The organism is Methylobacterium sp. UNC300MFChir4.1 (genome assembly GCF_900110155.1).
In the GTDB taxonomy this organism is placed as follows: Bacteria; Pseudomonadota; Alphaproteobacteria; order Rhizobiales; family Beijerinckiaceae; genus Methylobacterium.
The window spans coordinates 24858-44179 of the sequence record NZ_FOCS01000033.1; the positions used below are offsets into that span (position 1 = coordinate 24858).

Annotated in this window: 16 protein-coding genes, 1 tRNA gene and 2 pseudogenes; 5 read left to right on the forward strand and 14 right to left on the reverse strand. The window is 69.5% G+C overall.

Going from position 1 to position 19322, the window contains the following annotated elements; genetic code table 11:
- Positions 1–29 precede the first annotated feature (29 nt).
- Positions 30–2435, forward strand: a complete 2406-nt coding sequence (locus BMY19_RS27315; protein WP_100253562.1) for a glycosyltransferase family 2 protein — start codon at positions 30–32, stop codon at positions 2433–2435.
- Between the two features lie 49 nt (positions 2436–2484).
- Here BMY19_RS27315 and BMY19_RS27320 read toward each other — a convergent pair whose 3' ends face one another.
- From BMY19_RS27320 to BMY19_RS27355, 8 genes are all read right to left on the reverse strand, one after another.
- Entirely contained in the window at positions 2485–4143 is a 1659-nt protein-coding gene (locus tag BMY19_RS27320; protein ID WP_100253563.1) for an SGNH/GDSL hydrolase family protein, read from the reverse strand.
- A 22-nt stretch (positions 4144–4165) separates the two neighbouring features.
- Complete coding sequence (locus tag BMY19_RS27325) at positions 4166–5410, reverse strand: hypothetical protein (protein WP_100253564.1); 1245 nt, start codon at positions 5408–5410, stop codon at positions 4166–4168.
- Positions 5411–5488: 78 nt separating this feature from the next.
- Positions 5489–6832: a coagulation factor 5 8 type domain-containing protein gene (locus BMY19_RS27330; protein WP_100253565.1), complete on the reverse strand. Its 1344-nt coding sequence runs from the start codon at positions 6830–6832 to the stop codon at positions 5489–5491.
- 126 nt (positions 6833–6958) lie between these two features.
- Positions 6959–7909: an N-acetyl-gamma-glutamyl-phosphate reductase gene (argC, locus tag BMY19_RS27335; RefSeq protein WP_056529666.1), complete on the reverse strand. Its 951-nt coding sequence runs from the start codon at positions 7907–7909 to the stop codon at positions 6959–6961.
- A gap of 171 nt (positions 7910–8080) precedes the next feature.
- On the reverse strand, positions 8081–8566 hold the full coding sequence (rpsI, locus tag BMY19_RS27340) for a 30S ribosomal protein S9 (RefSeq protein ID WP_042671562.1): 486 nt from the start codon (positions 8564–8566) through the stop codon (positions 8081–8083).
- Between the two features lie 2 nt (positions 8567–8568).
- Complete coding sequence (gene rplM / locus BMY19_RS27345) at positions 8569–9030, reverse strand: 50S ribosomal protein L13 (protein ID WP_012318175.1); 462 nt, start codon at positions 9028–9030, stop codon at positions 8569–8571.
- Between the two features lie 210 nt (positions 9031–9240).
- Positions 9241–9870 carry a CoA-binding protein gene (locus BMY19_RS27350; protein WP_100253566.1) on the reverse strand — a complete coding sequence of 210 codons (630 nt, stop codon included), beginning with the start codon at positions 9868–9870 and terminating at the stop codon, positions 9241–9243.
- A gap of 126 nt (positions 9871–9996) precedes the next feature.
- Positions 9997–11268, reverse strand: coding sequence for a nucleotide sugar dehydrogenase (locus tag BMY19_RS27355; protein WP_244535037.1), 1272 nt, complete (start codon positions 11266–11268; stop codon positions 9997–9999).
- A 209-nt stretch (positions 11269–11477) separates the two neighbouring features.
- Here BMY19_RS27355 and BMY19_RS27360 point away from each other — a divergent pair, with 209 nt between their 5' ends.
- From BMY19_RS27360 to BMY19_RS27365, 3 genes are all read left to right on the forward strand, one after another.
- On the forward strand, positions 11478–11744 hold the full coding sequence (locus BMY19_RS27360) for a hypothetical protein (RefSeq protein ID WP_100253568.1): 267 nt from the start codon (positions 11478–11480) through the stop codon (positions 11742–11744).
- 69 nt (positions 11745–11813) lie between these two features.
- On the forward strand, positions 11814–11948 hold the full coding sequence (locus BMY19_RS31695) for a hypothetical protein (RefSeq protein ID WP_020096204.1): 135 nt from the start codon (positions 11814–11816) through the stop codon (positions 11946–11948).
- 112 nt (positions 11949–12060) lie between these two features.
- Entirely contained in the window at positions 12061–12429 is a 369-nt protein-coding gene (locus BMY19_RS27365; RefSeq protein WP_056529653.1) for a hypothetical protein, read from the forward strand.
- A gap of 258 nt (positions 12430–12687) precedes the next feature.
- Here BMY19_RS27365 and BMY19_RS27370 read toward each other — a convergent pair whose 3' ends face one another.
- A complete protein-coding gene (locus tag BMY19_RS27370; protein WP_029360307.1) occupies positions 12688–13053 on the reverse strand; it encodes a c-type cytochrome in 366 nt (121 codons plus the stop codon).
- A 401-nt stretch (positions 13054–13454) separates the two neighbouring features.
- Positions 13455–13637 carry a hypothetical protein gene (locus BMY19_RS27375; protein WP_100253569.1) on the reverse strand — a complete coding sequence of 61 codons (183 nt, stop codon included), beginning with the start codon at positions 13635–13637 and terminating at the stop codon, positions 13455–13457.
- Positions 13638–13890: 253 nt separating this feature from the next.
- Here BMY19_RS27375 and BMY19_RS27380 point away from each other — a divergent pair.
- Positions 13891–15081, forward strand: a pseudogene (locus tag BMY19_RS27380) (IS3 family transposase).
- A gap of 202 nt (positions 15082–15283) precedes the next feature.
- On the opposite strand, the gene BMY19_RS27385 reads toward BMY19_RS27380, so the two are convergent.
- The 4 genes and pseudogenes from BMY19_RS27385 to BMY19_RS27400 form a co-directional block, all read right to left on the reverse strand.
- Positions 15284–15373: transfer RNA gene (locus BMY19_RS27385), tRNA-Ser, on the reverse strand.
- Positions 15374–15514: 141 nt separating this feature from the next.
- Positions 15515–17785, reverse strand: a complete 2271-nt coding sequence (gene glgX, locus BMY19_RS27390) for a glycogen debranching protein GlgX (RefSeq protein ID WP_100253570.1) — start codon at positions 17783–17785, stop codon at positions 15515–15517.
- Between the two features lie 123 nt (positions 17786–17908).
- Entirely contained in the window at positions 17909–18892 is a 984-nt protein-coding gene (locus tag BMY19_RS27395) for an ABC transporter substrate-binding protein (RefSeq protein WP_100253571.1), read from the reverse strand.
- A 281-nt stretch (positions 18893–19173) separates the two neighbouring features.
- A pseudogene (locus BMY19_RS27400) lies at positions 19174–19322 on the reverse strand (IS110 family transposase); the annotation flags it as partial.

The following is a 19322-nucleotide window of genomic DNA, read 5'->3' on the forward strand; positions in this document are numbered from 1 at the left end:
GGACGGGGCGCGTGCGAGGGATCAGACCGATGCAGGACGGTGCAGGCGCGAGCGCGCCGGGCTCGACCGCGGCTCCGCCCGCGCTCGAGCCGTGGCAGGACGACTTCGCCACGATCTACGCCAGCGGCCTGTTCGACCATATCGGCTACGCGACGCGCTATCCCGATGTCGGCCTGACCGACCTGTCGCCCCTCGAGCACTACGTGAAGTACGGCGCCCGGCTCGGGCGCCGGCCCCGGGCCGACTTCACCGCGCCGCCGGACGAGACCTTCGACGGCAGCTTCGTCAATCCCTTCGCGGCCTGGATCCGGGGGCGCGCCGAGACCCAGCCCGCGCCAGCCTGGAACCGGCCGGTCGTCTCGGTCCTGTGCATCAGCTACAACCAGGCGGCCTTCATCCGGCAGACGCTGGAGAGCATCCTCGGCCAGGCCACGGATTTCCCCTTCGAGCTGCTGGTCGGCGACGACCGCTCCACGGACGGGACCGCCGAGATCATCGCCGAGTACGCCGCGCGCCACCCCAACCTCGTGGCGGTCCTGCGCAGCGAGAATCTCGGGCCGAACCGGAACTTCGCCGACCTCACGGCCCGTGCCCGCGGCGAGTTCGTGGCGATCTGCGAGGGCGACGATTACTGGACCGACCCGCGCAAGCTCCAGCGGCAGGTCGACTTCCTGCGGGCGCGCCCGGAATTCACCCTCTGCTTCCACCGGGTGCGCGTCGTCTACGAGGACATGCCGGGGGTCGACGAGCTGTACCCGAAGCAGTGCAGCCCGCAGCCGTCGCTGTCGGACCTCGTGGCGCACAACTTCGTCCAGACCAACAGCGTGCTCTACCGTTGGCGCTACCACGGCGAGGAGGCGTTCGTGTTCGACGAGGGCATCGCCCCCGGCGACTGGTACGTCCATCTGATGCATGCCGAGGTCGGGCGCGTCGGCTTCCTGCCGGAGGTGATGGCGGTCTACCGCAAGCACGCCGCCGGGATGTGGGCGACCTACGCCACTGAACTCGCCCGCCACAAGAAGCTCGGCAACTCCGAGATCGCGTTCTTCCGCAAGCTGCGCGGCCATTTCGGCGGCCGCTACGCGGCGGGCTACGAGGGCGCGCAGAAGTCGATCTTCCGGCGGCTGGCCGAGGCCTATCTCGACGAGGAGGACGTGCCGAGCCTCGGGCGCCTGATCGACGCCAACCCCGACATCGCCCGGACGGCCCTGCACGATATGGGCCTCGACGCCGCCGAGGTGCTCACCGGCGACCGCGACGCCCTGCGCGCGTGGCTCATGGAGCAGCTCACGGTCAGCGTCATCGTCACGGCCTACAACCACGCCGCCGATATCGGCCGCTGCCTCGACGCGGTGCTGGGCCAGCGCGGGCTGTTCCGGCTGCAGGTCGTGATCGGCGACGACAAGTCCACCGACGGCACCGCGGAGATCGTCGAGCGCTACCGGGCGCGCGACCCGGAGCGGATCGCGGTGCGGCCCCGGCCGCACAATCTCGGCATGCTGCGCAACATGCAGGACTGCCTCGCCGCCTGCACGGGCCGGTACATCGCCTTCTGCGAGGCGGACGATTACTGGCTGTCGGACCGCAAGATCGCGATGCAGATGCGGATGCTGCGCAACGATCGCAAGCTGGACATGTGCTTCAACTGGGTGCTGCTCCACTACCCGGCGACCGGCTCCTACGTCCCGCACGACGAGCAGGGCCGCTATCCGACCGGCACGATCAGCTTCCCGGTCCTGGCCAACTCGCCGCTCACCGCGAACTTCTCGTGCTGCTTCTACCGCGCCGAGGCCCTGCGCCGGGTGCCGGAAGCCTATTACGCGAACGCCTCGGCGGCCGACTGGCTGATGAACCTCTACGTCGCCGACAAGGGCCGGATCGCGTTCCTGCGGGAGCTGCTCTCGGTCTACACGGTCCAGGAGAAGGGCCAGTGGTCGGGCCTGCCGGAGGACATCAAGAACGCCCGGATCGCGCAGTACCAGAAGGAGTTCGCCGCCATCTTCGGCGAGGGGCGCGGCTTCAAGAAGTACGAGGTCGGTTGCACGGTGGCCGAGCTCGACGGCGAGCTGCCGGATTCCTTCGCCCGCGCGAACCTGGAGGCCCCCCAGGACCGGGTCTGGGCCGAGATCCAGGACGGGCAGGTGGTGCTGGCCGGCTGGGTCGTCTCGGCCAACCGCGCCAAGGCGACGCTGATCGTGGAGGCCGACGGCGAGGTCCAGCGCATCCCCGCAGACGTCCACCGGCCGGACGTGATCGCGGCGGTGCTGGGCGACATGCCGACCACGATGGAGGAGGCCCGCTGCGGCTTCCGCTTCACCCTGCCCTACGCGCTCCACCTCGAAGTGCTGCTCTCCATCGAGGTCGAGCACGAGGTCATGCCCTGGCTCTCGGTGATCTTCACCCACCGGGTGAAGCGGGCGGCCGAGCGGGGCTGATCGCGGGCGGGGCGTCGCGACACGAGGGGCGGCGCCCTTCGGGCCGGCCCTATCGCCGCCGACCGCCGAGGAGGTGGCGCACCCGGGCCAGCGGCGTGCGGGCGCGGGCCCGGTCCAGGGCGCCGCGGATCTCGGCGGCCAAGCGGGTCGCGACGATCTCGCGGGCGGGATCGTCGTAGTGGACGATGTCGTAGAACGTCCCCTCCTCCCGGTCGCGGAAGATGCCGCTGAGGTCGAGGGCCGTGAAGGTGCGCCGGTACGGGCGCCGCGCCGCGAGCTGCGCGGTGAATGCCTCCAGCTTGGCGTACTGACGGTCGAGATAGGCCAGGAACGCCCCCGAGGCGACGGCGCTCTCCACCTCGGTGAGGTGGCGCTTGCGCAGGATCGTCGGTTGCAGGACGCTGACGATTGGCACCCCGTGGTCGTGGGACAGCTTGGTCAGCCGGTGCGCTGCCAGTTCGTAATTGTGGACGATCGCGTCCTCCCAGCCGGGGCTCTGCCAGCCCACCTCGGCCCGCAGCCGCTTCAGCTCCTCGTAGATCAGCGTGATCAGCGCCTCGTAGGACAGGCCGTCCTCGCGGGCGCGGGGATCGTGCGTGTCGAAGAAGTGGTCGTAGAGCCGCTGGGTGATGAAGGCGTTGTAGGGGTGGCCCGGCCGGGGATCGTAGGTCCAGGGCTGGAACAGGTCGGTGCTGCCGCTGAGCACGAGGATCGCGTCGGGGCTGTAGGTCACAAGGCGCGACCAGATCAGGTGGATCATCTGCGTGATGCAGCTCGACATCACCCCAAAATTGTAGACCTTCGCGCCGTCGAGGCCGTCCGCCCGCAGGATCCGCTCGATGCGGCCCGGCAGGGTGTTGGCGATGTCGCCGCCGTCGATCGTGGTCGAGTCGCCGACGACCAGGATCCGGGTCTCGCCCTCCTGCTTGCGCGCGACGATCGGGACGGCGTTCAGGAAGCCATCCGCGTCGAACGGGACGCCGTAATGGCTCGCCCCCGGCTTGCCGGCGAACTGGATGAATGGGCTCGGATAGCGGGTGTTCGAGTCGAGATAGCCGAAATGGTGCAGGAATTTGCGCCGGCGCGCGGCGTCCTCGCTCTCCGGCGGCGGCCAGATCGGCTCCAGATCCGGAACCGTCAGAACCGCCAGCGTCGCCGCCTCGAGCGCCGCGCGGCCGGCGGCGTTGAGGCCGATCCCGTCGTCGCTGTAGTCGGGCCGCAGCGCGCCCGTCTCCGTGGCCAGGACGGGATCGTAGTCGATGAAGTGGGCCCCGTATTCCTGCACGTGGTCGCGCAGCCACGCGTTCACCGCGCCGATCAGCCCAATCGGCCGCCCGGCCGCTCCGGGCGCGGTCGGATCGACCGGCGCGATCGAGCCGACCCAGGTCCGCACGTACAGGTCGCTTGTGTCCCGCAGCATCGCGGCGATATCGGCCACGATGCCGTCCAGCGTGGGCGTGCGCGCGCCGTCGAGGATGTCGTCGCGGCCGCAGAGTAGGTGCAGGCCCTTGGCGCCGTAGAGGGCGATCTCCGAGCGGAGCCGGCGCGCCGTGTCCCGGACCGACTGGCCGGCGATGCCGCGGCCCACGGCCTGCGGTCCGGAGAACAGGGGCGGGTTCTGCGCCGTCCATCCGGCTGTCACCGAATCGCCCAGGAATAGGAAGGGCCCGAACGGGAACAACGGCTTGTCCTGCATCGGCGTGCTCATGCCGTCGCGATTCGGGACGGCGTCAGCGCGCCGCGAAGATCTCGATCCCGTCGAGGTGCAGGTGCTGCTCCTCGTCGAGATCGATCTTGAGGTAGCGGAACCGCGCGTTATCGAACCGCAGGTGGAGGGGCAGGCCGGGATGGCAATGGGCGTCCACGGCGTCGAAGACGAGGCGGTAGTCGCCCTCGGTCTCGCCCAGCCAGACCCGCATCAGCTGCGCCCGCTCGCTGAGCTGCCCCCAGCGGTTGTAGATCCGGATCTCCGAGACCCGCTCGACCGCGCCGAGGTCGAGGACGAACCAGGGGTTCCGGTCGAGCCCGGTGTGGAAGAAGAACGACGGGTCGCCGGTGGTGCGCTCGCCGTAGGTGCCGGTCGTGCCCGACCAGGGCGAGGCAGAGCTCGCCGTCCAGGTCTTGCCCAGCGCGATGTTCTCGGAGGGCCGCATCGCCACGAGCGTGTCCATCTCCAGCTCGTCGATCAGCGTCCGGATCTGCTTGGACGACTGGCGCAGCGGCGGGATCTCCAAGTCGAGCTTGTAGATCAGGTTTGACAGAATGCTCTGGTCGAAGCGGTGGTCGATAAAGCCCTCGAGATCCGGCAGCCCCATCTGGTTCGGGATGTCGGTGACGACCCGCGGATCGCCTGCGTAGCGCAGCCACTCGGCCACGAGCCGGCGGGTGGCGGGGCTCACCATGAAGGCGATCCAGGAGGCCTGGATCTGGTCGGCGTCCCAGTAGCGCGCCGCGTCGCAGTCCATCAGCACGAAGCAGTCGCGCTTGGTCCAGGCCCGCTGGGGCTTCCCGTGCAGCACGCCCACCGCGACCCGGTGCTGCGAGCCGTCGAGCCAGGTGAGCAGCGGCGCCACCGGCGGGAGCGGGTCGTCGCCGACCGCCTGCATGCCGGTGTCGCTGAAGACGACGAAGTCGCCGTCGCGGCGCTTCTCCAGCGCCTCGGCGATGACGTAGGGCTTCCAGGCCCAGTTGCCGGCGCCCCGGGACCGGTCGAGGATCTCCCGGTGCTCCCGGTAGAACGGCGTCGCGCGCAGCCGGTCGGGGGACCAGCTCTCGATCGTGTCGAAATCGCCCGTGGCGGCGGCCGAGGCCACCAGACGCCGCTGGCTCTCGACGTAGTGGTACTTGGCGGCGAAGCTGACCAGGGTGGTGTGGCGCGGCCGGAGCCGGCGCCGCAGCCGCATCAGCACCTCGGCCCGGTGCATGTCGAAGGCGTTGACCTGCAGGGCCTCAGGGGATGGGTCAGCGCTGGCCAAGTCTGTCCTCCGGCGGTGGCTTGAGGGCTTGTCACCGGTTTTGCCGGCTTCGGCAAGGCGGCCGCGGCGGGGCCGGGCTCAGGCGTCATCGAACGCGAGGTTCTCGGCCGGATACGCGAGCATCAGCGCGCGGCGCTCGGGCGAGTTGTCCCACTCGCCGACCTTCGTGTAGCCGCCGGCGACGTCCAGCACCTCCACGACCCGCCCGATGGTCGGGATGCTCTTGAAATGCTGCGGCCAGCCTGAGGCGAAGTAGAAGACCTGCTCGACGTGCTCGGAGAGCTGGCAGACCCCCGGCCCGAACGTGCCGAGCCCGAAGACGAGGTAGCGCCCGTTCATCAGCGCTGCGACGTCGTCGATCAGGGAGCCGCTCTGGGTCGTCAGCGGCACGCCGATCTCGGCGATCCAAGCTTCCAGCACCGGGATCACCGGGTTCAGCCGGTTCTCGAACACCATCTTGATCCGGGCGATGCGGCCCTCCGCCAGGAGCCGCCGGATCACCATCTGGTAGAAGGCGAGCGGCGGCTGCGGGTAGGTCGGCGCCACCCAGGTGCTGAAGATGTCCCCCGAGCGGATGTGGATCAGCAACTCGTCGTCGGGCTTGGCGGGGATCTCGACCGGCAGCCGGTTGAACAGCGGCCGGATGCAGGTCCGCACGATGTCCCGGGTCTCGTCGGGGCCGAGGGTGCCGGCGAGCTGCTGGATCCCGAGGTCGAAGTACATCCCCGACAGGAAGGCGCCCGCCTCCGGCAGCGGCTCCGAGCCGGGGATGAAGGTGAGGCCGCCGCAGGTCAGCGGGCCTGTCAGGCCGATCACCTCGCTCCGGTCGGCGGCCGGGAGTTTGATGTATTTCAGGTTCAGGTTGCGGGCGATGCCGATGGCGAGCAGCAGCTGGATCAGGCAGTTGCCGAAGGCACCGCACTCGTGGAGCGCGAGCCCGACCAGGGCGCGGGAGCGCGGCCGCTCGGCGCTGACGAGGCGGTAGGAGACGTAAACGTTCGCGCCGGGCCGCTCGTCGGCCATGTCGAAGGGCACGTCGAGCACGCGCCGCAGGGCGATGAGGTCGAAATCCGCCCGGTCGCACAGCACCTGCACCGCCGGCGGCTCGCCTTCGGCGGCGCCGTCCGGGGCGACGCGGATATGGCGCGCCCAGGCGCCCTCTCCAGTGGCGAGCACCAGGGCCGCGGGCCCGCTCCGGGCCGCGTCGAGATCGGGCTCGCGCCAGACCTGCCCGTCGTCGGAGAGGGCGAGGCGCGGCGGCGCCGCGCAGGCCGCCGCGAGCTCGACCCGGCGGACCGGGCAGCGGAAGCCGAGATCGACCTGGAAGCTCGGGGGACCCGCCGGGCGGTCGGTCTCGCCGGCCGCGGGTGCCGCGCCGAGCCAGGGCCGGCCGAACGCCGCATCGATCAGGTCGCCGTTCATCGCGTCTCGCGCTGCGCAGGTAGCGGTCCGGGGCCCGCGCCCCTCTCTTCGCCGGCCGAGCCCACTCTGTCGAGGCGGACGCGTGTCCCGTGACCCCGTCGCAGGGCGATGGGGCGTGCCCGTCGGCTAGCCGTCGAGTCCAAGCATCAGCCCGAGATTCTGCACGGCCGCCCCGGAAGCGCCCTTGCCGAGATTGTCGAGGCGCGCCACCAGCACCGCTTGCCCGTGCTCGGCCGAGCCGAACACGCGCAGCTCCAGCCGGTCGGTGTCGTTGAGATCCTCCGGCTCGATCTTCTCGCGGTGCGCGCCGGTTCCGGCGCCCGGTACCACCTCCACCAGCCTCTGCCCGGCATACCAGTCGCGCAGGGCCGCCTCGAGGTCGGAGGCCGTGGGCCGGCCCGGCAGCGTCTCAAGGTGGAGCGGCACGCTCACCAGCATGCCCTGCCGGAAGTTGCCCACCGACGGCACAAAGATCGGCCGCCGGGTGAGCCCGCTGTAGCGCTGCAATTCCGGCAGGTGCTTGTGGGCGAAGCCGAGGCCGTAGAGCTGGAACGGCGGCGCCGTGCCCTGCTCGTAGGCCTCGATCATGCTCTTGCCGCCGCCGCTGTAGCCGCTGACCGCGTTCACGCTGATCGGGTGGTCGGCCGGGATCAGGCCGCCCTCCACCAGCGGGCGCAGGAGCGCGACGCCGCCGGTCGGGTAGCAGCCCGGATTGGCGACACGCCGGGCGCGGGCCACCGCTGCGCCCTGCTCCCGGGTCAGCTCCGGGAAGCCGTAGGTCCAGCCCTCCGCGACTCGGTGGGCGGTGCTGGCATCGAGGACGCGCGGGCCGCCGCCGGGCAGGCTGTCGGCCAGAGCCACGGTCTCCTTGGCGGCCTCGTCCGGCAGGCACAGCACGACGAGGTCGACCTCGGCGAGGAGCGCGCGCTTGGCCGCCGGATCCTTGCGGTGCTCCGGGGCGATGCTGCGCAGGGCAACCCGCCCGTCGCGCTCCAGGCGCTCGCGGATGCCGAGACCGGTCGTGCCGGCCTCTCCGTCGATGAACACGGTGGGCTTCGTCGCGCCTGCGCCAGACATCGCTCGTCTCGCTCTCTAGGAAAAATGCCTCGCCGCCCGAGTCGGGCACCGCGGCCGGGAATCAGGTGCGCGCGGTGCGACAGGCTGTCAACGACCGTGCAGCGGCCTGAAAACGCGAAAGGGCGGCTCCCGCAGGAACCGCCCTCTCCGTGACATCGGTGTGACCGGGTATCAGCGCTTCGAGAACTGGAAGCTGCGGCGGGCCTTCTTGCGACCGTACTTCTTGCGCTCGACCACGCGGGCGTCGCGGGTGAGGAAGCCCTCACGCTTCAGCGGAGCGCGCAGCTCCGGCTCGTAGTAGGTCAGGGCCTTCGACAGGCCGTGGCGCACCGCGCCGGCCTGGCCGGAGAGGCCGCCGCCCGCCACCGTGACGGTGATGTCGTACTGGTCGACGCGGCCGGCGATCTCGAGCGGCTGGCGCAGGATCATGCGCAGCACCGGGCGGGCGAAGTAGGTCTCCACCGGGCGCTTGTTGATCGTCACCGTGCCGCTGCCGGGCTTGATCCAGACGCGGGCGACCGCGTCCTTGCGCTTGCCGGTGGCATAGGCGCGGCCCTGCGCGTCCAGCTTCTGGACGTGGACGGGGGCCTCGTTGGCGGGGTCGACCGCGCCGGTGTTCGACCGGTTGAGGTCGGCGAGGGACTGCAGGGTCGCCATGATCAAGCGCTCACGTTCTTGCGGTTGAGGGCGCCGACGTCGAGCGCCTGCGGCTGCTGGGCCTCATGCGGGTGCTCGGTGCCCTTGTAGACGCGGAGATTGCCGAGGATCTGGCGGAAGAGCGGGCCGCGTGGCAGCATGCGCTCCACGGCCTTCTCCACCACGCGCTCGGGGAACCGGCCCTCGAGGATGAACTTGGCAGTCCGCTCCTTGATGCCGCCCGGATAGCCGGTGTGGTAGAAATAGCTCTTCTGATTGTACTTACGCCCGGTGAACTTCACCTTCTCGGCGTTGATGACGATGACGTTGTCGCCGCAATCGACGTGGGGCGTGTAGGCGGCCTTGTGCTTGCCGCGCAGGCGCATCGCCACGATCGACGCGAGGCGGCCGACGACGAGGCCCTCCGCGTCGATCACGATCCACTTCTTGTCGACCTCGGCGGGCTTCAGCGAGGTGGTCTTCATAGCCAAATCCCAGGGGTTCCGACGGACCGGACCCCGACGCGTCGGGATCCGCGGACATCGGGGTGCCGAAAAACGAGCCGCCGCGTGGAGCACACGCGGCGGCGGTGCCGGGTGCATAGACCGTCCCGGATGCCGGGTCAATAGAGAAGTGCGCGATCCCGAAAAATCTATTCCGATCAGTGGTTTGATGGTTGAGGTATCAGAATACCGCTATCCGTCGGAGCGCCGGCCACGCTCCGCGATGGTCAGCTTCTGGACGCCCTTGGCCGCCAGCACCGGTTTCCGGGCGCTGAGGATCCGGGAATTCACGCCGGTCCAGCCGATCTCGCCGGAGAGCCGGCCGTACTCGATCTTGGGGCAGCGGTTCATGATCACCGTCAGGCCGCGCGCCTCGGCCCGGGCGGCGGCCGCGTCGTCGCGCACGCCGAGCTGCATCCAGATCATCTTCGGCGGCGGCGTCAGCGCCAGCGCCTCGTCGACCAGCGGCCCGGCGGCTGCGGAGTTGCGAAAGATCTCGACCATGTCGATCGGCTGGTCGCCCAGCCCGGCCTGGACCTCGGCCAAGGAGGCGGCCACCCGGCACCCGAGCAGATCCTGGCCGGCTAGGCCGGGATTGACCGGCGTCACCGCGTAGCCCCGGTCGAGCAGGTATTTCAGGACGATCCAGCTCGGGCGCGCCGAGTTCGCCGAAGCGCCCACCAGCGCGATCGTGCGCGTGCCGTTCAGGATCGTGCGGATCTGCGCGTCGGGGTAGCGGGCGTGCCGCTCCGCGAGCGCTGCCGCGTCGCTGGGCGCGGGTGGCCGGTTCTCGTGGCCCGTCTCGGCCCCCTTCTCGTCCATGGCCTGTTCCCTCGTCGTCCCGATGATCGCGGGTCGTGTGGCGGTTCTCGCCGCGCCTCTCGCCGCGTCTCCTGCCGCTTTATGGCCCGGCGTCTCGCCGCTGTCCCGGCGTCGGCGCGGTCGCCGTCACAGTCGCCAGACCTCGTAGCCCAACCGCGCGAACGGTGCTTTATCGAAGAGCGCCTTCACGTCCACGATCAGGCCGCCGGGCTTCACCCGGGCGGCGATCGCCTCCGGACCGAGCCGGGCGTAGTCGCGGTGCGGGACCGCGATCACCGCGGCGTCCGCGGCGGCGGGTAGGTCGGCCCAGTCGACGAGGTCGATGCCGTACTCGGCCCGGGCCTCCGCCGCGCCGGCGCGGGGATCGTGGACCGACACGGCGCAGCCGAATTCCTCGAGTTCCCGCACGAGGTCGGCGACCTTCGAGTTGCGCAGGTCCGCGCAGTTTTCCTTGAAGGTCAGGCCGAGGACGATCACCCGCGGCCGCCCGGTCCCGCCGCGCCGGACGATCCGCTTCACCGTGCTGCGGGCGACATGGGCCGCCATGCTGTCGTTGATCCGCCGCCCGGCCAGGATCACTTGCGGGTGGTAGCCGATCATCGCGGCCTTGTGGGTCAGGTAATAGGGGTCGACGCCGATGCAGTGGCCGCCGACCAGCCCGGGGCGGAACGGCAGGAAGTTCCACTTGGTCCCCGCCGCCGCGAGGACCTCCTGCGTATCGAGGTCGAGCTTGTCGAAGATCAGCGACAGCTCGTTCATGAGCGCGATGTTCAGGTCGCGCTGGGTGTTCTCGATGACCTTGGCGGCCTCGGCCACCCGGATGGACGAGGCGGCGTGGAGTCCCGCCTCAATGATCGACCCGTAGAGGGCCTTGAGCCGCTCCAGGGTCTCGGGCGTGTCGCCGGCGACGATCTTCACCACCCGGGCGAGGCTGTGCTCCCGGTCGCCCGGGTTGATCCGCTCGGGCGAGTAGCCGACGAAGAAATCCGTCTTCCAGCGCAGGCCCGAGGCCCGCTCCAGGACCGGGATGCAGACCTCTTCGGTGGCCCCCGGATAGACGGTGGACTCGAACACCACGGTCGCGCCCGGCCGCATGTGCCGGCCGACGAGGTCTGAGGCCCGGATCAGCAGGTCGAAATCGGGGCACTGGGCCGCGTCCACCGGGGTCGGGACCGTGACGACGATCACGTCCGCCGCGCCCAGCGCGGTCGGGTCGTCGGTAATTGCGAGGTGCGCGGCGGCCCGGAACGCCTCCGCGTCGATCTCCCCGGCCGGGTCGTGCCCGGCCCGGTAGGCCGCCACCTTGTCGGCAGCGCGCTCGTAGCCGATCGTGACCCGTCCCCGGCCGAACGCCAGGGCGAGCGGGAGCCCGACATAGCCCAGGCCGACGATCGCCACGCTCACCGCCGAGCGGTCTGCCGGGTCTTCCCCTGAGCCGTCTGCCGCCCCGTCAGCCACGCCGGATCCCTCTGCGGGCTCGGAGGGCGCCGATGACGATCCGGCCGCCGGGCGCGTATAGGGGCGGTCCGCGCCGGCGTCGACTCGCCTCGGCCCGGGCGGAGCGCGGTCCGGGACCGCTTACGGGGCGAGACCATGGGGGGGTGAGGATGCCCGATCTCCGCTGGACCGAGGGGCCGGTCCACTGCACCGACCTCGTCGACGGGACCGGCAAGGTCTTCGGCTACGTCGGCCCCTGCGCCGCGGGCACGCGCGGCTACGTCGTCCAGTCCGGGTCGGAATGGCCGCCGCGCCCGGCCGCCTTCGCCGATCACCCCGCGGCCGCGGCGACCCGCGCCTGGGTCGAGGCCGCGGTGTCGGCGCGCGCCTTCCGGCCCGTCCGCATCCTCCGGGAGGACGGCGCGCCGGAGGCCTGATCGTCCGGCGCGGTTCAGGAACTCGTCAGGTTCGCTCGGCTTTGTTGTGGCGTGGAGTGGAGGCGCCCGATGGCCGAAATCTGCATCACGGAAGACCAGAACGGGCGGTGGACCGTCTACACCGCAGGACTGGTGGTGACCGATCTGACGCGCGAGGCCGCCGAGGCCTTCGCGGCGAGCTACCGCCGCGTCACGGCCGGCTGAGCGACGGGCCTTTCCGGCCCGCGGGTTGGCCTCCCGGAGCGCCTGCGCGTTCGGGCTCCGGGGCGCGTCGTGCTATGAGGTCCGCCGAGCCCCGATCGCCCAATCGCGGGCAATGAGGTCGATCATCATGCGCCTGTTCATGCTCGCCGCCGCCCTGCTGGCGCTGCCCGCTCCCGCCTCGGCGCTGTGCCGCTGCACGTGCGTCCGGGGCGAGATGAGGGCGATCTGCCAGGAGACCGACCTTACGGTCCCGATCTGCCAGGGGATCTGCGAGACCACCATCCGGCCGGAGCGGGTGATCGTTCCGCTGGCCGGCGGCCGTCAGGCCTTCGAGCCGGCCCAGTCGACGAACCCCTCGCCCGGTGGCCTCGCGACGCAGGATCCCAACCTGGACACCAATCCGAACGGCACCGTGCTCGGCACCCCGAGCCAGCTCTCCGGCAGCGTCGGGTCGAGCCTGTCCTCAGGCAGCGGCCGCTGAGCCACGAAAGAGCCCCGCGCGGCGGGTGCCGGCGGGGCTGAAGGTTGAGGACGCCCGGTGCGTTACGCCGAGCGACTGCGCCTAGAGTAACATCATCCTGCGCGATGGGAAGCTCTCGCGAAGGGAAACCAAGACTATTTTTGGAGACTGCTCCTGAAGCAACGATAAAAATTCCCGCTCGGCCGGGCCGGGCGGGGTCGATCGCAGCGGACGCGCGGCGAGAGACCGCGCGGATCCTTGGTCCGGGACCTGTCCGACTTAGGACTGGGTCTTCAGATAGGCGATGAGGTCGTTGATCTTCTTGTCGTCCGCGATGCCCTGGAAGATCATCTTGTTGCCGGGCACCTTCGTCTTCGGGTTCTTCAGCCACTCGTGCAGGTTGGCCTCATCCCAGGTGATGCCGGAGTTCTTCAGGGCGGCGGAGTAGTTGTAGCCCTCGTAGGTGCCCGCCTTGCGGCCGACGACGCCCTTCAGGTCAGGACCCACGCCGTTCTTCTGGAAGTTGTGGCACGCCTTGCAGGGGGCGAACGCCTTCTCGCCGGCCGCGGCGTCGCCGGCGTCCTGGGCCTGCGCGGCGAGAGGCATGACAACGGCGAGAACTGCGCCGATTGCGAGCATACGCATGTATTAACCCCAATCCAGAAGATAAGCTTCGCGTTTCTGGCAGAAAAAACGCGCGATGCAAGCGAAAAAATCTGAGCCTGAGCGTAGATTATATTGTGCGCTGCCTCACATCATCTCGGAGCCCGTGCCGGCCGCGATGGCAGATCTTCGGCGGGCGGTCGCCGTCCGGTGGCGAGTCGAGGCCCGTGCACGGCTCGTCACGCCCGCGATGGGGCACAGAGTTGTCGGAGCCGGCGAACCTGAGAATTCTTCCAAGTTTGGCATGTCAGGATGTTGACGTGCGCCGAGGCGCGATAATCCATCCCGCGTCGGAAAATCTGTCGCGCTGTCGAAGCCGAGGGCGCACGAGAAAGGGCCCACCGCGGCGAGCCCTGCAAGGAGGACGATGGGCGCGCTCGGTTCTAGGCGGCGAGCGGCATCCGGATCACCGGCGGATGGGACTCCGGCGCCGCGGCGGCCCGGGTCATCGCCGCGCCGGCATCCCAGGCCACGAGTGCGGCGATCCGCGCGGCGAGGATCGTCGTCTCCAAGATGCGGGGCGACGCTGTCGGCGGGCGGGGCATCGTTGGTCGGTGGCTGGTCATGACGGCTCCGCGGCTTCCTGCGAGGGCCATGCGCCCGAATGGTTACCGCCGTGTCTCCGCCAGGACGGCGCGCGCGGTTGTGATGCCGGCGCGCCGACGAGCGTCTGGGAGGGCGCATGTCTCGATGTAGGCCTCATCCGCCTGCTGGGAGGTTTCGCGCTGACCAGATGCACGACGGCCCGCGCAGTGACCTGACCGGCTGGCTTTGGACCGGGCTGATTGAGAAGATCAGCCAGGACCGAAGGCGTCGGGCATGCGGCGAGGTCAGAAGACGAGCGGGGAGCAGGTTGTGCTGAAGCTGCGCCAGATCGAGGTGCAGACGGCACAAGGCAAAAGCTTGGCGCTGGCGTGCGAGGAGGCGGAGATCTCTGAGCAGAGCGACTCACGCTGGCGCAAGGAGTACGGCGGCCTCCAAGTCGACCAAGCCAGGAAAATGAAGCAGTTGGAGCGCGAGAACGCTCGGTTACGGCGGCTCGTGGCGGACCTGTCTTTGGAAAAGCAGGTACTGGCGGACGTCGCCTCGGGAAACTTGTAGCCCCCGAGCGGCTCCGGCAGGCGGTCGATGGCATCCGGGAGAAGTACGGCCTCTTGCGAACGTCACGCCTGCCGGATCGTCGGCCTGCACCGGGGCACGCAGCCCTACGTGCCCACGCTACGTGACCACGCTACGTGCCCACACTGCCGGCCGACGCGGATGCGCTGACCCGCGCCATCATGGCCCTGGCGTCCGGGTACGGGCGCGACAGATACCGCCGTTTCACCGCGCTGCTGCAGGCAAACGGCTGGCCGGTGGGCAAGGATCGGGTTCATCCTTCGAGAACCTCAGGACGAGGGCATCTGGCCTCGCGAGGGGCTGAAGGTCCCTCAGGAGCACCGGCCGCGCAGCCGTCTCTGGCTGACCGACGGCTCATGCGTGCGACTGCGGCCGCTCCGCCGCAACCATGTGTGGAGCTTCGACTTCGTGCAGGCGCAGACACACGACGGGCGCAGCTTGCGCATCCTGACGCTGATCGACGAGCACAGTCGGACATGCCTGGCGCTGAAGGTGGCCCGACGCATCAACAGCGTAGGTGTGATCGAGACGCTGGCCGATGCGATGTGCCTGCACGGCATCCCGGAGCACATCCGCTGCGATAACGGCCCCGAGCTGATCTCGAAGGCGCTGCGCCAGTGGGTCGCCAAGACGGGGCCACCGATTCAGTACATCGCACCCGGCTCGCCGTGGGAGAACGTGTACTGTGAGAGCTTCAACGGTAGGCTGCGCGACGAGTGCCTACGCCAAGAGATCTTCTACTTGCTGAAGGAGGCGCAGATCGTGATTGGTCGATGGCAATCTACCTACAACCGCGTCCGACCGCATTCGTCGCTTGGCTATCGGCCACCTGCGCCTGTCAGCTTCCCAGATCTGGCCTCCCGGCTCCCCATGGCCGCCACCATGCAGTAGTCTCTCAATCGGCTCGGTCCAAAATACCGGTCAGGTCAGGCTAAACCCTAAGCCGCACGTACCAGCGCCCGCGGCGACATTTTAGGTACTCCGCCCGGCGCACCGTTGGCCTCGCTCATAAACAGCCATGGTGACACTGGGTCACCACGCGGGTTCGGAGTGAGAGCTAAAAACCGTTTACTGACAGTGATTTATAGGAGGTTGGCGGAGGGAGCGGGATTCGAACCCGCGATACCGTTTCCGGTATACACACTTTCCAGGCGTGCGCCTTCAACCACTCGGCCACCCCTCCGTCCGCGAACCGGGCACCCGGGCGCGCACGCGGCGTGCCGGGCGCGGCCTGGGCCGCGCGGTGCCGTGCTGTTAGCCGGGTGCGCCGTCCGGCGCAAGGCGCAGACGGCCGGGCGGTGCGAAAACCGCCCGGCCGCGTCTCTCACCCCTCGGCATCGTCGAGGTGGAAGCGGACATGCTCCACGTTCGCCCGCTCGAAGGCCTGCATCACATGCTGGTAAGAGCGCTCCATGGCGTTGTCCTCGACGCCGGGGCTGTCCTCGGGCTTCAGCACGAACATCAGGAGCGAGCGCCCGGTCACGTCGTAGCCGGAGCCGAACTTGAAGCTCTCCACGTCCTGGCTGTCGGGCAGGTTGGTGTCGAGGAGCCGCGTCCAGGCCACGCCGCCGACCGATTCCGGCAGCGTGAACGTCACGAGGTCGTGGTAGGCGTTGAACATGATCAGCAGCGTCGCGTCGCCGCCGCGGCGGTGCAGGCCGGTGGCCTGGGCGCGCCCGTCGAGCTGGACCGCGAAGGCCCGGGCCTCGCCGTCCGACCAGTTCTCGCCGGCCATCTCGCTGCCGTCCGGCCGCAGCCACGTCACATCCTTGACGCCGAACTCCTCGTCGTACTGGCCGGTGAGGAACCGCCCACGGCTCAGGATCGGCAGGGCGTTGCGCAGGATGATCAGGCGCTGGGTGAACTCGGCGAGATCCCGCTCCTCGTCGCCGATCGCCCCCCAGTCGAGCCACGAGACCTCGTTGTCCTGGCAGTAGGCGTTGTTGTTGCCCTTCTGGGTCCGGGCGAACTCGTCGCCGGCGAGCAGCATCGGCGTGCCGCGGGACAGGAACAGGGTCGCAAGCATGTTGCGCATCTGGCGCAGGCGCACCGCCCGGATCTCGGGATCGTCCGTGGGGCCCTCCACGCCGTAATTGTACGAGAGGTTATGCGAGTGGCCGTCGCGGTTGCCCTCGCCGTTCGCCTCATTGTGCTTGTCGTTGTACGAGACCGTGTCGTGCAGGGTGAAGCCGTCGTGGGCGGTAAGGAAGTTCACCGAGGCCCAGGGCTTGCGCCCGCGCTTGTTGAACTTGTCGGCCGAGCCCGAGACGCGCGCCGCCACGTCCGGCAGCAGCCCGCCGTCGCCTTTCCAGTAGGCGCGGACGTCGTCGCGGAACCGGTCGTTCCACTCGGCCCAGCCCGGCGGGAAGCCGCCGACCTGGTAGCCGCCCGGGCCGCAATCCCACGGCTCTGCGATCAGCTTGACGTTGTTGAGCACCGGGTCCTGCCGGCAGGTGTCGAGGAAGCCGCCGCCCTCGTCGAAGCCGTAGGGCTCGCGGCCGAGGATCGTGGCGAGGTCGAAGCGGAACCCGTCGACCTGCATCTCCTGCGCCCAGTAGCGCAGCGAATCGGTCACGAGCTGCAGCACCCGCGGGTGCGACAGATTGAAGGTGTTCCCGGTGCCGGTGTCGTTGATGTAGTAGCGCGGCTCGTTCGGCAGCAGCCGGTAGTAGGAGGCGTTGTCGACGCCCTTGAACGACAGGGTCGGGCCCTTCTCGTTGCCCTCGGCGGTGTGGTTGTAGACCACGTCGAGGATCACCTCGAGGCCGGCGCCGTGGAAGCGCGAGACCATCTCCTTGAACTCGGAGAAGGCGAAATCCGGCACCGCGGCGTATCGTCGTGCGGGGGTGAAGAACGAGATTGTGTTGTAGCCCCAGTAATTCACTAAGTCCTTCTGCTGCAGGTAGTCGTCCTGCACGAAGGCGTGGACCGGCAGCAGCTCAACCGAGGTGACGCCGAGGCTTTTGATGTAGTCGAGCACGTCCCGGGTGCCGAGGCCGGCATAGGTGCCGCGCAGCTTCTCCGGCACCCGCGGGTCGAGCTTGGTCATGCCCTTGACGTGGGCCTCGTACACGATGGTCTTCTCCCAGGGGATCAGCGGCTTGCGGTGCCGCCCCCAGGTGAAGGCCGGGTCGATGACGCGGGAGCGGCGCGTGTAGGGGGCGCTATCGCGCTCGTCGAAGGTCAGGTCGTCGCCGGTCTCCATCTGGTAGCCGAACAGGGCCGGGTTCCAGGTGATCGAGCCGACGAGCCCCTTGGCGTAGGGGTCGATCAGCAGCTTGTTGGGATTGAACCGGTGTCCGGCCTTCGGCTCGTAGGGGCCGTGGACGCGGTAGCCGTAGATCGTGCCGGGGCGCGCGTCGGGCAGGTAGCCGTGCCAGATCTCGTCCGTGTACTCGGGCAGCTCGATGCGCTCGATCTCCTGCTCGCCCTGGTCGTCGAACAGGCAGAGCTCGACCTTGGTGGCGTGGGCCGAGAACAGCGCGAAATTGACCCCGAGCCCGTCCCAGGTGGCACCGAGGGGATAGGGTTGGCCTTCCTGGATGCGCGAGCGGGTCGCGCGGGCCTGCGATGCGGGACGACGGGAATCGGACATGGACACTCCGGAACGCGACCCGCCCGGCCACGTGCCGCTGCGGGGAGCCCCTGGTGAACGTGCCGGAAACAGCGAAGCTCCCGCAGTGCCGCAAAAATCGCAGGGCGTGACGGCTGTCGCCCCTCAGTTCGAGGCCGCGGCCGCGAAGCTCCGGTCCACGGCCCGGCCGACGTCGAGCGTCTTCGACAGGATACCGTACCGCGTCGCCCGGTCCGAAGCGTCCTGGACCTCCTTCACGACGCCCTCGTCGAGCGCGATCGGGCGCGTCCGCTGCGCCGTGTAGGCCGCGCGCAGGACGTCCTCCGGCATCTTGGTCAGCGCGGCCGTGTTCCGGGCGTAGGCGTCGAGGTGGTCCAGCGACCAGAGCCGCGCCCGGTTCAGGCGGCTCAGGAAGTCCTGCAGCGCCGCCCGCTTGGTGGCGATGGCGCTGTCCGAGGCGACGATGAAGGTGATGGTCGGCGTGAGGCCCGCGCCGTCCGCGATCGGCCGGGCCTTGTCCTTGAGCGTCGCGAACGCGACGTAGGGCTCCCACACCGCCCAGGCATCCACCGAGCCGGCCATCAGCGCGACCTTGGCGTCGACCGGGTTGAGCGGCGCGAAGGTGGCCTCGGACGGCGCGATCCCGGCCTTCTCCAGCGTCGCGCTGATCAGGAACTGGCCCCAGCCGCCGCGGGTGCCGGCGAGCCGCTTGCCCTTCAGATCCGCGGCCGAGCGGATCGGCGAATCCGCGCGGACGAGGATCGCCTGCGTCCGGGGATCGGACTTGGTGCCGCCGATCGCCTTGATCGGTGCCCCGGCTGCGGCGACGGTGAGGAAGGAGAGGTCGCCGGTGTAGCCGACATCGAGGGCGCCGGCGTTGAGCGCCTCCAGGATCGGCGCGGCGGCGGGGAATTCCGACCACGCGATCCGGTAGGGCAGATCCTTCGCGTAGCCGGCGATCTCGAGGAGCGACCGGTTCCCACCCTTCTGGTCGCCGACCCGCAGGACGACCTCTTCCGCACGGACGGCCACTGCGGCCAGCGTGACGGTGGCCAGCGTCAGTGCGGTCGCGAGCCGCGCCCCGGCGAGCCGGCGGCCACCGGGCCGCAAGTGAGATCGGATGAACATGGGGCCTGCCGGGATACGCTGTCCTGTGTGGATGGCTCCCGCATTGCAAGTGGCGAATTGAGCTTCTGACGCGTTGGTCGAGTGCAGTCTTGTGTCCGGCCTGTTGATGCAGTCGTTCATGTTGACCGCTGGCCCTGATGGTATCCGTGAGCTGGGTCCCACTCTGCTTTGCGGGCTATGACGCCCTGGACAGCCGGCGGGGTGTCCCGGCTCCCGGTCTGACCGGTTCGCCATCAACTCTCATCGTCCTCGCAACCTGGAAACGTCTCCTCTACGTGCTGTCAGGCGGCCGTGGCCGCCGGTGCGCGGTAGGTGCCGCCGCGGGTCATGATCGCCCAGGCGACCCGCGCCGTGCGATTGGCCGCCGCCACAGTCACCACGCGCACTGGCTTACGCTGCAGCAGCGCCGGCAGCCGCGGGTCGACCGAGG